12 protein-coding genes are annotated in these 12,681 nt (G+C 46.4%); 7 read left to right on the top strand and 5 right to left on the bottom strand.

Annotated features, from left to right (window positions below; genetic code table 11):
- Positions 1-2: 2 nt before the first annotated feature.
- From ubiB to tatC, 5 genes are read left to right on the top strand one after another with little or no spacing between them, the layout of a single operon-like run.
- Positions 3-1,646: a ubiquinone biosynthesis regulatory protein kinase UbiB gene (gene ubiB, locus ASC49_RS02700; RefSeq protein WP_055461679.1), complete on the top strand. Its 1,644-nt coding sequence runs from the start codon at positions 3-5 to the stop codon at positions 1,644-1,646.
- Positions 1,647-1,662: 16 nt separating this feature from the next.
- Positions 1,663-1,995 carry a phosphoribosyl-ATP diphosphatase gene (locus ASC49_RS02695; RefSeq protein ID WP_055461678.1) on the top strand — a complete coding sequence of 111 codons (333 nt, stop codon included), beginning with the start codon at positions 1,663-1,665 and terminating at the stop codon, positions 1,993-1,995.
- Positions 1,996-2,006: 11 nt separating this feature from the next.
- Positions 2,007-2,219, top strand: a complete 213-nt coding sequence (gene tatA / locus ASC49_RS02690) for a Sec-independent protein translocase subunit TatA (protein WP_055461677.1) — start codon at positions 2,007-2,009, stop codon at positions 2,217-2,219.
- A 3-nt stretch (positions 2,220-2,222) separates the two neighbouring features.
- Positions 2,223-2,603, top strand: coding sequence for a Sec-independent protein translocase protein TatB (tatB, locus tag ASC49_RS02685; protein ID WP_055461676.1), 381 nt, complete (start codon positions 2,223-2,225; stop codon positions 2,601-2,603).
- Between the two features lie 21 nt (positions 2,604-2,624).
- On the top strand, positions 2,625-3,389 hold the full coding sequence (gene tatC, locus ASC49_RS02680) for a twin-arginine translocase subunit TatC (protein WP_055461675.1): 765 nt from the start codon (positions 2,625-2,627) through the stop codon (positions 3,387-3,389).
- A 334-nt stretch (positions 3,390-3,723) separates the two neighbouring features.
- On the opposite strand, the gene dtd is transcribed toward tatC, so the two are convergent.
- The 4 genes from dtd to thiI all read right to left on the bottom strand — a co-directional run bounded on the left by dtd (position 3,724) and on the right by thiI (position 9,593).
- Positions 3,724-4,158, bottom strand: coding sequence for a D-aminoacyl-tRNA deacylase (dtd, locus tag ASC49_RS02675; protein WP_055461674.1), 435 nt, complete (start codon positions 4,156-4,158; stop codon positions 3,724-3,726).
- A gap of 126 nt (positions 4,159-4,284) precedes the next feature.
- Positions 4,285-6,102, bottom strand: a complete 1,818-nt coding sequence (typA, locus tag ASC49_RS02670) for a translational GTPase TypA (RefSeq protein WP_055461673.1) — start codon at positions 6,100-6,102, stop codon at positions 4,285-4,287.
- Between the two features lie 199 nt (positions 6,103-6,301).
- On the bottom strand, positions 6,302-7,888 hold the full coding sequence (locus tag ASC49_RS02665) for a methyl-accepting chemotaxis protein (RefSeq protein ID WP_055461672.1): 1,587 nt from the start codon (positions 7,886-7,888) through the stop codon (positions 6,302-6,304).
- A gap of 253 nt (positions 7,889-8,141) precedes the next feature.
- On the bottom strand, positions 8,142-9,593 hold the full coding sequence (thiI, locus tag ASC49_RS02660; protein ID WP_055461671.1) for a tRNA uracil 4-sulfurtransferase ThiI: 1,452 nt from the start codon (positions 9,591-9,593) through the stop codon (positions 8,142-8,144).
- A 332-nt stretch (positions 9,594-9,925) separates the two neighbouring features.
- On the opposite strand from thiI, the gene glnA reads away from it, so the two are divergent.
- Positions 9,926-11,332, top strand: a complete 1,407-nt coding sequence (glnA, locus tag ASC49_RS02655; RefSeq protein WP_055461670.1) for a glutamate--ammonia ligase — start codon at positions 9,926-9,928, stop codon at positions 11,330-11,332.
- 12 nt (positions 11,333-11,344) lie between these two features.
- Here the strand turns inward: glnA and ASC49_RS02650 are convergent, their stop codons facing one another.
- Positions 11,345-11,545 carry a hypothetical protein gene (locus ASC49_RS02650; RefSeq protein WP_055461669.1) on the bottom strand — a complete coding sequence of 67 codons (201 nt, stop codon included), beginning with the start codon at positions 11,543-11,545 and terminating at the stop codon, positions 11,345-11,347.
- Between the two features lie 62 nt (positions 11,546-11,607).
- Here ASC49_RS02650 and glnL point away from each other — a divergent pair, with 62 nt between their 5' ends.
- On the top strand, positions 11,608-12,678 hold the full coding sequence (gene glnL, locus ASC49_RS02645; RefSeq protein ID WP_141656793.1) for a nitrogen regulation protein NR(II): 1,071 nt from the start codon (positions 11,608-11,610) through the stop codon (positions 12,676-12,678).
- Positions 12,679-12,681 lie beyond the last annotated feature (3 nt).

Below are 12,681 nucleotides of genomic sequence, written 5' to 3'. Positions count from 1 at the left end.
TCATGTGGAAAAGCGCCACTCGTTTTTTGCGTATCGCAACCACAGTATTGCGATACCGTCTAGACACCTTTATTCCGATTCACCTGCTGCCTTGGTTTCTTAAATACACCCTAGGCGCACTGCTTTCAATTGGACGAAAAGGCGCCGAGCGCAACCGTGGTGAACGCTTACGCTTAGCGCTGGAATCATTAGGCCCTATTTTCGTTAAGTTTGGTCAGATCCTCTCCACTCGCCGCGATCTACTGCCAGATGATATCGCCGATGAACTTGCGCGCCTACAAGACCGAGTGCCACCGTTTTCAGGCGATCTAGCCTGCAAGATTATCGAAAAAGACCTCGGCGCTAGTATTGAAGACATCTTTGCAGAGTTTGACCGCACTCCACTGGCATCGGCCTCCATTGCGCAGGTGCATACGGCGACATTAAAAACGGGTGAAAGTGTGGTGGTAAAGGTCATTCGACCCAATATTGAAAAAACCATCAAACAAGATATCAAGCTGCTCTACATGCTGGCGCACTTTATTGCAAAGACCAGCAAAGACGGCCGCCGTTTACGTCCTGTAGAAGTGGTGCAAGACTATGAATACACCATTCTTGATGAACTGGATTTAGCTAAAGAAGCGGCCAACACAGGGCTTCTGCAACGTAATTTCAAAGACTCTGAACTTCTGTACGTACCTCAGATTTACTGGGATTACAGCCGACGCAATGTCATGGTGATGGAACGTATTTCCGGTATTCCGGTTGCAGACATTCCCGCATTGCGCGAAAAAAACGTTAACATGAAAGTGTTAGCAGAGCGCGGGGTAGAGATTTTCTTTACTCAGGTGTTCTCGCACAGTTTCTTTCATGCAGACATGCATCCGGGCAATATTTTTGTCGACCCGACCAATCCAGAGCGCCCTAAGTACATTGCTATCGACTGTGCCATCATGGGCAGCCTAGATGAAGCGGATAAAAACTACCTAGCGCGTAACCTACTGGCATTTTTTAAACGTGATTATCGTATGGTCGCGGAACTGCACGTCGAAAGTGGCTGGGTTCCTAAGGGCACGCCGGTACATGCTTTCGAGTCAGCGATTCGTAGTGTCTGTGAGCCGATGTTTGCCAAACCTTTGAAAGAAATTTCGTTTGGCCAAGTGCTGTTAGGATTATTCCAAACTGCACGTCGCTTTAATATGGAAGTGCAGCCACAATTAGTTCTGCTGGAAAAGACACTGCTCAACATCGAAGGCCTAGGTCGTCAGCTTTACCCAGACCTTGATCTTTGGGTAACCGCTAAGCCGTTCCTTGAACGTTGGATGAGTGAGCAAGTTGGGCCGCGTCGTCTATTTGACGAAGTTAAAAAACAAGCGCCAGATTGGGCTGCTCATTTGCCACAAATTCCAAACCTCGTGTTCTCCACTATGACGCACCTGTCACGACAGGAAACGCGCATTAAAGAGCAGACCGAAGCGCTGGAAAACCTACGCAAGGAAATGCGTCGTTCACGCCGTAACATGCCTTTTAAACTACTTGGTTTGTTCGCCATAGGGGCGGCTTGGATTACTACCGATAACATTGCGCTAGCGCATCTTGCCGAAGCTGACATTTTGAGCCTAGCTCTGTTTTTAGGCGGCATTTACCTGCTAGTATTAAAACCGTAACATTTGAGAGGCTATAATGAAAATTGATGTTTTGGCTGAACTTGCCACTACGTTAGAAGAACGCAAAGTTGCTTCCGCTGACTCCTCTTATGTAGCAAGCCTACATGCGAAAGGCCTTAATAAAATCCTAGAGAAAGTGGGTGAAGAAAGCGTCGAAACCATCATCGCAGCAAAAGATTCTGTTGCATCCGGTGATAAAAAAGACGTTATCTATGAAACGGCAGACCTTTGGTTCCATACGCTTGTAATGCTGTCTCATCTAGACCTTGGTCCACAGGACATACTTGATGAGCTGGCACGACGTTTTAATTTGTCTGGCTTAGAAGAAAAAGCTAGCCGTAAGAAGTAGGAGTTCCACACATGGGTGGCATCAGTATTTGGCAATTATTAATCGTTCTAGCGATCCTAATTTTGATCTTTGGTACGAAAAAATTGAAAAGTTTAGGTTCTGATCTAGGCGGCGCTGTGAAAGGCTTCAAAGAAGCTGTTAACAACGACGAAGAACAGAAGGATGGCCAAAATCAAACTAAGGCAATCCAAGACGATCAGAAGAAAGACGACAAGAGCGCCTAAACCGTGTTCGACATCGGCTTTTCAGAATTACTCGTTGTTTTCGTTGTGGGCCTACTTATTTTAGGCCCAGAACGTTTACCCGTCGCTGCAAAAACAGCAGGCTTATGGATTCGTAAAATTCGTCGCAGCATTCAGTCTGTTCAGCGTGAAATCAACGCGCAGCTTGACCAAGAAGAACTACAACGCTCCATCAAAGAAACCAATGAGCGCATTATGCGTGAAACGGCAAAGTTTGAGCAGGACACCGAAGCGCAACCTGCATCTAAAGCTCAAACGGAGCCGCAAAAAACTGAGGCTTCTGCGGAGCAGCACCAGTCAGTTGATGCAGCGGTCGTTCAGCCAACTGTGAATAAAGTCAACGAAGAAACACAATCTCGAGCTTAACCTGTATTGGGAAATCCCAGCATGAGTCACGAAGAATCTTCACAAGCACCATTGGTGACACACCTCGTTGAGCTGCGTAACCGACTACTAAAATCTGTTCTGATTGTTTTAGTTCTATTTGGTGGTTTGTATTCCTTAGCCAATGAGCTATATCTATTTATTTCTGAACCACTACGCGCTCTGCTTCCAGAAGGCAGCTCATTGATCGCAACCGAAGTTGCTTCGCCTTTTATGGCACCTCTGAAGCTGACCTTTGCTCTGGCTGTTTTGGTGGCCGTGCCTTATATCCTTTATCAAGCTTGGTCGTTTATTGCCCCGGCTCTATATAAAGAAGAGAAGAGCATTGCCATTCCATTATTAGTTTCTAGTGTCATACTATTCTACTGTGGTATCGCCTTTGCCTACTTTGTGGTGTTGCCATTAATCTTTGGCTTCTTCACCTCAGTAGGTCCTGGTGAAGTAGCAGTCATGACCGACATTAACAATTACTTGGATTTCGTACTTAAGCTGTTCTTTGCTTTTGGCGTAACCTTTGAAATTCCAGTGGCCACTTATTTGCTGATTAAAGCAGGTGTCACAACGGTCGCAAGCCTTTCAAAGAAACGTCCTTACGTGTTCCTAGGCTGTTTTGTAGTTGGCATGTTAATCACGCCACCTGATATCTTCTCGCAGACGTTATTAGCGATCCCAATGTGGTTGCTGTTTGAATTAGGTTTGTTTGCTGGTCGCAGCGTGCCGGTAGATCCTGAAGAAGACGAAGAAGAGACTGAGGCAAGTAAGGCTTAAAACAACTTATTATCTCTCAGGCAAAAGCAGCTATCTAGCCGCTCAAACGGGTCATCAATGACCCCATTTCGCTAAAGCAATCATCCTGATTGCAGCTTGATAGCTTTGCTTTTGCCTTAAATCAGAATCGTACAATCCAGCTATACTTCAAATCACTCCGAACTCGCTCAAGCTTCCATGCGTTTGATTCGCGCTGACGCGTCGAGGCACGAAGACAATGCGCAAGCGAATTGAATTGCATGGAAGCTCCCTAGTTTGAAAAAGCTGAGGTTAATACTAACTGTTACTGAGGTTGAAGATTCGCTCCCCGAACGAAGCGGGTGCGTACAGGGTGTTAGTCCAACATAAAGGTCACAGGACCATCGTTGGTAAACTGGATTTTCATATCCGCACCAAAGCGCCCTGTTGCCACCTTGTCGTACTGGGCACGAACCTTGGCAACAAAGTCATTAAATAAGCGTTCACCTTCGGCAGGCTCTGCGGCATAGGAGAAACCAGGACGTAGACCTTTTTTCGTATCCGCCGCCAGAGTGAATTGAGATACCAACAGAACCCCACCGCCCACTTGCTGCACGTTTAGGTTCATTTTGCCATTCTCATCGCTGAACATGCGGTATTTCAGTAGCTTGTCAGCTAAGCGTTGCGTGTCTGCTTCGGTATCCCCACGTTCGATGCCAACCAAAACCATTTGCCCGTGATCAATCGCGCCAACAATTTCGCCCTCCACTTCCACTTTTGCGGCCAGTGATCGCTGCACTAAAACTTTCATCGCTTACTCCCATCCAATAAAGCTTGCGGACTGTTCTACACAAAACGCAGACAAAATAAAAGCGCCCTAGGGCGCTTTTATTCCGCTCAAGGCCTTGCGGCCTATTTGCTGCTGCTCGATAACGTATTAGCGGCTTGCGCGTTTACGTTCGTTCTCAGTCAACAATTTCTTACGTAGACGGATGCTTTCTGGTGTTACTTCCACTAGCTCGTCGTCTTCGATGAACTCAAGCGCTTGCTCAAGTGTGTGACGAATTGGCGGAGTCAAAGTCAAAGCTTCGTCTGTACCAGAGGCACGTACGTTGGTTAGCTGTTTCGCTTTCGTTGGGTTAACCGTTAGGTCGTTTGAACGTGAGTGAATACCGATGATTTGGCCTTCGTATACTTCTTCACCGTGACCTTTAAATAGACGACCACGATCTTGAAGGTTGAATAGACCGTAAGACAATGTCTTACCTTTCACCATACTGATCAATACACCGTTCTGACGGCTAGACACATCACCTTCTTTCACTGGACCGTAGTGGTCAAAGATAGAAGTCATGATACCTGAACCAGATGTCAGTGTTAGGAACAGACCACGGAAACCGATCAAACCACGTGAAGGCACCATGAACTCTAGACGTACACGGCCTTTGCCATCTGGTTCCATGTTCGTTAGCTCAGCCTTACGTAGACCTAGCTCTTCCATGATAGAACCTTGGTGTTGTTCTTCAACGTCGATTACTACTTGCTCGAATGGCTCTTGGATAACGCCATCGATCTCTTTCTGAACTACTTCAGGACGAGATACACCTAGCTCGAAGCCTTCACGACGCATGTTTTCGATCAATACCGATAAGTGAAGCTCACCACGACCAGATACGATGAATTTATCTGGCGTATCACCTTGTACAACACGTAGCGCTACGTTGTGGATCAATTCTTGCTCTAGACGATCTTTAAGGTTTCGAGAGGTTACGAACTTACCTTCTTTACCAGCGAATGGTGAGTCGTTAACCATGAACGTCATGCTTACTGTTGGCTCGTCAACAGTCAAAACTGGTAGTGCTTCTACACACTCAGGATCACATAGCGTATCAGAGATACTTAGGCCGTCGATACCTGTGATACATACGATGTCGCCTGCAGACGCAAGCGTTGTATCAACACGCTGTAGACCGTGGTAGCCCTTAACGTTAAGAACACGACCTTTACGCTCTTTGCCATCAGCGGCTTTGATTACTACCTGCTGGTTTGGCGTCAATTTACCACGTGTGATACGACCGATACCGATTACGCCAACGTAGCTGTCATAGTCCAATGCAGACACCTGCATTTGGAATGGCGCTTCTGGGTCTACTTTAGGAACCGGAACGCTGTCAACGATCATTTGATAAAGTGGTTCCATGTTTTCAGCCATCGCTTCTGGATCATTACCGGCAATACCGTTGATCGCAGAGGCGTAGATCACAGGAAAGTCTAGCTGCTCTTCTGTCGCACCAAGAGAGTCAAATAGATCAAATACTTGGTCCATAACCCAATCTGGACGCGCGCCAGGGCGGTCGATTTTGTTGATAACAACAATTGGATTTAGGCCACGCTCGAAAGCTTTAGAAGTTACGAAACGCGTTTGTGGCATTGGACCATCAACGGCGTCTACCAATAGCAGCACAGAGTCAACCATCGATAGTACACGCTCTACCTCACCACCGAAGTCGGCGTGCCCAGGTGTGTCCACGATGTTGATACGGTAATCATTCCATTTAATAGCGGTGTTTTTCGCTAGGATGGTGATACCACGCTCTTTCTCTTGATCATTGGAGTCCATGATACGCTCAGAACCCATTTCTTTACGGTCTAGCGTACCTGATTGACTTAAAAGCTGGTCAACCAGCGTTGTTTTACCATGGTCAACGTGCGCGATGATCGCGACGTTACGTAACTTACTGATATCAATAGACATTAATATTTCTCTGCATTTAGCGACAGGGAATGAGGGGGATCGAAACTAAGCGGGAACGGTACGCTTAAAATCAGTTTCGCTCATCATTCGGAGTAAAATTCGCGCAATTGTACCCTTATCTTTGTGAACTTCCTATGAAGTTCCCGAAAAAATACAAAAAAAGTCCGCAACGCGGACTTTCAGTGAATAACCTAGGAAGTTAATTTTTAGGACGTGTCACCTGACGCCAAAACTGTTGCGCCAGCCCTTCCATTTTCTGAGATAAACTATACAGCTCATCACAAGCGCCCGAGTTATCACGACACTTTTCAACAATCCCAGCGGTTACCGTCACAGCGTTAGCAATACGCTGGTTTATCTGCATGGCGGCTTCACTCTGTTGATTCATGGCCGCAGCCGTTTGCATCGCATTTTGGTGAATTTGATCCAAACCCTCACGAACTTGTGTCACTGCTTGTTCGACACTAACGGACTCGGCATGAGTTCGCTCAACCGCGGTCACAGCGGATTCCATCTTGGTACACGCCGCCATTGAACCTTGTTGAACGCGTTCAATAGCACCAATAATATCTTCGGTCGATTTGTAAGTACGTGTCGCCAAGCTACGAACCTCATCAGCCACGACCGCGAAACCGCGACCTTGCTCACCTGCACGTGCGGCTTCAATGGCAGCGTTCAATGCTAATAGGTTAGTTTGTTCTGCAACTTCCTGGATCACATTGACGACCGAGCTAATGGCCTCACTGTCACTGCGCAAGCGAGCCAATTCATCATTGGCTTGGCTAATATGAATCCGCACCGCATCCATCGCCTGTCGTGCAGTACTAATGGCTTGCTGGCCGTTGCTCATAGTTGTAAAGGCGGCTTCGGTTACAGCCGCTCCATCTTGAGTCGCTTGCGCAACCTCTTCTACCGCAGCCACCATGTCATCGGTCGCCTGCTCAATTGAGCTAAAATCTTTTGACAATTCGTCCAGTGCCCTTTCACTGGCCAGCACACTGGCACACACCTCGGTCTGTTTCTCACGCAATAAAAGAGAGAAGTTTGTAATACGCCCAACCACCGCAGCGGTTTCCCCTCGTAACCGCGTAAGCGCTAAACGAATGAAACCCGCTTCATCCGTTCGCCCAGTATAAACATACGCAGCTAATGCCGAGTCAGACACGCTTCGAGCACGGGCTATTGCCAAATTTAGCGGCTGATAACACCACCATAATAAGGCCAGTAGTACCAAGAAGCAGGCACCATTAAGCCCCCATGCCATGGCTCCGTCAAATTGACTGGCAATCAGATTAGACAGAAGAAAGTAACTCATGAGCGCGAGCAAACAGCGCATAGGAAAACTTAGCAGTGGTTTCTTAGGCAGTTTTTTACTCGGTTCAACGCTGCTATTAAGTGATTGATAAAGTGATTCGGCACGTCCTTGAACCTCTTTGCTAGGGGCTCTTCGTACAGATTGATACTCAACAATTTTATCGTCTACAACAACAGGGCTGGCGTAAGCATCGACCCAATAATAGCTACCGTCTTTACAACGGTTTTTAACCACACCCATCCACGACTGTTTAGCTTGTAGGTGCTGCCACATATCCGCAAAAGCCACTTTCGGCATGTCTGGATGGCGGATAATATTGTGGTAGTGGCTCAACAATTCGTCCGATTCAAAGCCGCTGATGCTCTCGAACTCTTTGTTCACGTAGGTGATGGTACTGTCTGGGTTAGTTAACGACAGAATATTCGATTCTTTGTCTAAGACTCGCTCTGATCCTTGCTGCTCAAATGTCATATCCCTACCGTTATCTAGCAAAAAATAAGGACTAGAGTTTAGCGTCACATCGCAAAGCGATCCTGACAAAAATCATAATAAGGTTATTTAGACTATTCAATTAACTGATCTATCACGAAGTCTTCATCTTACGCTTGTAGATAGCGGTGTCTTAACGATGACAAATTAATGAGTGATTCAGAAAGGGTATCGTGTTTCGACAGTCGTAAAAAAGCGCCCTCTTACGAGTGCGCTTTTTTGGTGCATTAAATAATTATGGTAAATACACGCCTACGTTTTCATTGCCTTTCGACATTAGATGCGAAGCATGAATACGGCTCATCACGCCTTTACCACAGTACAGCAGGTAAGTAGCGCTCTGATCCAAGCCAGACCACTTGTTGCCTAGGGTAAAGAATGGAATGTTAATCACCTGACGCCCAGACACTTTTACCGGATGTCGCTCCACTTCATCTGGATGGCGAATATCAATAATGATTTCATCACCCACTGGCATACGCACAATCGGCACTTCACCTTGATATTGCTTGTTCACATCCTCTATTACGTCCTGAATCGACATAACACGAGCACTGTTCACAGCATTGTCTAGCACTTCAAAGTTAAACTTGGCTTCTTCGCGCTCAACTCGATGCATTTTCGCGCGCGTGGTTGGCTTAACGGAAATGACACCACAGAACTCAGGCATACTAGCAGCAAACGGCGCTGTACCGATTTCTTTGGCCTTATCAATGATTTCCTGCTTATTCATGGTTACAAGTGGGCGAATCACTAATTCATCCGTCACTTGATCAATGACTTTCAAATTCACCAACGTTTGGCTGGATACTTGGGCAATGCTCTCACCAGTAACCAAGGCTTTAGCACTAACACCTTCCATCACGCGTGACGCTGCACGCAGCATCATACGCTTCAAGATGACGCCCATCTCAGCATTGTCTACGTTGTTTAGAATCTCTCCGACAACCTCTTCAAACGGGATGGTGATAAACTTCACACCCAAGTTTGAGCCATACTTTTCCCAAAGAAAATGAGACACCTGCTTTACACCAATCTCGTGAGCATCTCCACCCAAGTTGAAGAAGCAGAAGTGTGTTTTCAGGCCGCGACTCATGGTCATAAACGAACTCACGGTAGAGTCATAACCACCTGAAATCAAAGATAAAACAGCATCTTGAGACCCTAGAGGATAACCACCTAGGCCTTCGATGCGCTGCTCGATAATCCATACACGATCATCTCGGATGTCAATCGGTACCAACACTTCAGGATCTTTCAAACGTACCGCTAACGCCCCAGAACGCGCTTTAAGGGTGCCACCAATATGACGCTCAGCATCGACAGAGGTGAAAGCATGTTGGCCAACCCGTTTTACTCGTACGGCAAACACTGAGTCTTTTAGAGCATCGCCATAAGACACCATCGCTTCTTCCACAATGCCATCTAGGTCCGTCAATGGAAACTCACGCACGTACTGAAAGTGAGCAATGCCCGCAATGTGGCGTAATGACTCAATAAAGGCTTCACGTTGTTCGTTAAGATCTGACAGGATTTCAATGAAGTCCCAGTTTCCGGCAACGGTCACATTTTCATCATGATCACGTAATACGTGGCGGATATTTTGACGTAGCTGCTTCACAAATGCTTTACGCACAGGGCGGCTTTTGATGGTAATTTCGGGAAAGAATTTAACAATAAATTTCATTGGGTGTGTGTTTTTCGTACAGAGTGACTTGAGGGCGCACAGTATAAAGCATACAGCGCTGAAGCCAACCCTAGATTAGTGCACCAAAACTACACGCAACACCATCTAAGCGCACCATATTGGGTCATTCTCTAATGCATTTAGAATCAATTGAGTGCGTCTCGTTTCAGAAGCACTCTCAAAAAAACCATAACTCTTTGAAATTAAATAACTTTAATAAATGCTCAAATTTCTGGCATAGCTTGTGCTTTACATTTTGGCAATTACGCTTCATCTTGAAGCAACATTGAATTCCGAAAGAAATTTCGTTTAGACAACACTGGAGAACAAATATGTCAAACAAGACTCTTGATTTGATTGCAGAACACGACGTACGTTGGGTTGACCTTCGCTTTACAGACTTCAAAGGTAAAGAGCAGCACGTTACCATCCCTGCTTCTAACGTTGACGAAGAATTTTTCGAAAATGGTCAAATGTTTGACGGTTCTTCTATCTCTGGCTGGAAAGGCATCAACGAGTCTGACATGATCATGTTGCCAGACGACGAAGCTTCTGTAATGGACCCATTCACTGAAGAGCCAACAGTAATCGTTCGTTGTAACATCATCGAGCCTTCTACTATGCAAGGTTACGACCGTGACCCACGTTCTGTTGCACTTCGCGCTGAAGAGTTCCTAAAATCAACTGGTCTAGGTGACACTGCGTTCTTCGGTCCAGAACCAGAATTCTTCATCTTTGACGACGTTAAATTCCACACTGACATGTCAGGCTGCAGCGTTGAAATCAACTCTGAAGAAGCAGCTTGGTCTTCTAAGAAGTCTTTCGAAGGCGGCAACACTGGTCACCGTCCATTCGTTAAAGGCGGCTACTTCCCAGTACCACCAGTTGACTCTCACCACGAAATCCGTGCGGCAATGTGTAACGCAATGGAAGCAATGGGTCTATCTGTAGAAGTACACCACCACGAAGTAGCAACAGCTGGCCAGAACGAAATCGGTGTTAAATTTAACACGCTAGTTAAGAAAGCTGACGAAGTTCAAATCCTTAAGTACTGTGTACACAACGTAGCACACGCTTACGGCAAAACAGCGACATTCATGCCTAAGCCAATCGTTGGTGATAACGGTACTGGTATGCACGTTCACCAATCTTTCTGGAAAGATGGTCAAAACCAATTCGCAGGTGATCAATACGCTGGTCTATCTGAAATGGCGCTTTACTACATCGGTGGTATTATCAAGCACGCTAAAGCCTTGAACGCGTTCACTAACGCTTCAACTAACTCTTACAAGCGTCTTGTACCACATTTCGAAGCACCAGTTATGCTTGCTTACTCTGCACGTAACCGTTCTGCTTCTATCCGTATCCCATACGTTGCTAGCCCTAAAGGCAAGCGTATCGAAGCTCGTTTCCCTGATCCAACCGCTAACCCTTACCTAGCATTCTCAGCAATGTTGATGGCAGGTATCGACGGTATCAACAACAAGATTCACCCAGGGGATGCAGCAGATAAAGACCTTTACGATCTTCCACCAGAAGAAGGTAAATTGATCCCGACTGTTGCCAGCAGCCTAGAAGAAGCTCTAGCTTGCCTAGACGCTGACCGCGCATTCCTAACAGAAGGCGGCGTATTCTCTGATGACATGATCGACGCTTACATCGAGCTTAAGACTGCTGAAGCTCGTCGCGTTTCTATGACGACTCACCCACTTGAGTTCGAACTTTACTACAGCTGCTAATTAGCAAAATGCTTAAGTGAATTCCAAAAAGCCCCGACCTATGTTGGGGCTTTTTTTGCGCCCTACTTTTAGCCAACCGAAATATAATGCACCAAAAGCGAGCATTGTTTTGCTATAACTGACTAATAAAGCTAGAGAAATAAAGGCGTTGTTCTTTGCCCAATGTTGGTTCGTATTTTGCAACACCTTTTCACAAAGAATCGTTTCTGCCACCTCGCCGCTCTTAAATAGCGCGCTTTATGGCAGCACTTATAACATTCAAAGGGGCACTTCCGGTGTACAGTTTACTGATCGACCACTTATCAACCGCCGTACTGCAGCTGAATAGAGAACTCTGTATCGAGTATCTCAACCCCTCTGCAGAGATGATGCTAGAGGTCAGCCGTCGACGTATTTACGGACAGGACTTAGCATCCGCCTTTAGTGAAGACGATGCCAGTCGCAGCGCCCTAATCGCTGCCATCGAATCTGGCCATCCGTTCACCAAACGTGAAGCGGAAATCAATCTCACTACTGGCAAAACCTTACTGTGTGATTACAATGTTACGCCCGTGATGGGCGCACTCAACAATACCGATAGCCTGTTGATTGAACTTCACCCTCGCGATCGCATGAAGCGTATTTCCCAAGAAGATGAATTGATCGCCAATCACCAGACCAGCAAGGAATTAATTCGCGGCCTTGCCCATGAGATTAAAAATCCATTGGGAGGTATTCGAGGTGCCGCCCAACTTATCAGTCGTGTATTCGATGACGAAGACCTCAAAGACTACACCCAAGTCATTATTGAAGAGTCAGACCGCCTACGTGACCTGGTTGATCGACTGCTCGGTCCGCGTCAACTACCACAATACAAACCTTTGAATATTCACCGCGTGATTGAGCGTGTGAACCAGCTGATTTCAGTGGAATCCGAAGGTCAGATTCAATTGATACGCGATTACGACCCAAGCATTCCAGACATCACGGGCGATGAGTCGCAGTTGATTCAGGCCGTGTTAAATGTCATGCGCAATGCTATGCAAGCGCTGATCAACCAAGAACAAAATGACCACAAACAAATCACCATTTCAACTCGCACGCTGCGCCAGTTCACTATTGGCGCCAAGCGTCATCGTTTGGTTTGTCGACTGAGCATTGTCGATAACGGCCCAGGTATTCCAGAGAATCTCATGAAAACCTTATTCTACCCAATGGTCAGTGGCCGACCAGACGGAACAGGTTTAGGACTTTCTATTGCACAGTCCGTGATTCATCAGCACAACGGGATCATTGAATGCAACAGTCAACCAGAGCGAACAGAATTTAATATCCTAATTCCGATTGAAACATCGGTGACGGGCTAGGAG

Source organism: Marinomonas fungiae, from assembly GCF_001418205.1.
In the GTDB taxonomy this organism is placed as follows: Bacteria; Pseudomonadota; Gammaproteobacteria; order Pseudomonadales; family Marinomonadaceae; genus Marinomonas; species Marinomonas fungiae.
The sequence above is the reverse complement of the archived record's forward strand: the minus strand, read 5'-3'. Positions and strand labels throughout refer to the sequence as shown.

What these genes read in the sequence shown, in the direction of transcription:
- tatA (WP_055461677.1), top strand. Translation starts at nt 2,007, where the DNA reads ATGGGTGGCATCAGTATTTGGCAATTATTAATCGTTCTAGCGATCCTA.
- ASC49_RS02695 (WP_055461678.1), top strand. Translation starts at nt 1,663, where the DNA reads ATGAAAATTGATGTTTTGGCTGAACTTGCCACTACGTTAGAAGAACGC.
- ASC49_RS02665 (WP_055461672.1), bottom strand. Translation starts at nt 7,888, where the DNA reads ATGACATTTGAGCAGCAAGGATCAGAGCGAGTCTTAGACAAAGAATCG.
- glnA (WP_055461670.1), top strand. Translation starts at nt 9,926, where the DNA reads ATGTCAAACAAGACTCTTGATTTGATTGCAGAACACGACGTACGTTGG.
- ubiB (WP_055461679.1), top strand. Translation starts at nt 3, where the DNA reads ATGTGGAAAAGCGCCACTCGTTTTTTGCGTATCGCAACCACAGTATTG.
- dtd (WP_055461674.1), bottom strand. Translation starts at nt 4,158, where the DNA reads ATGAAAGTTTTAGTGCAGCGATCACTGGCCGCAAAAGTGGAAGTGGAG.
- typA (WP_055461673.1), bottom strand. Translation starts at nt 6,102, where the DNA reads ATGTCTATTGATATCAGTAAGTTACGTAACGTCGCGATCATCGCGCAC.
- tatC (WP_055461675.1), top strand. Translation starts at nt 2,625, where the DNA reads ATGAGTCACGAAGAATCTTCACAAGCACCATTGGTGACACACCTCGTT.
- thiI (WP_055461671.1), bottom strand. Translation starts at nt 9,593, where the DNA reads ATGAAATTTATTGTTAAATTCTTTCCCGAAATTACCATCAAAAGCCGC.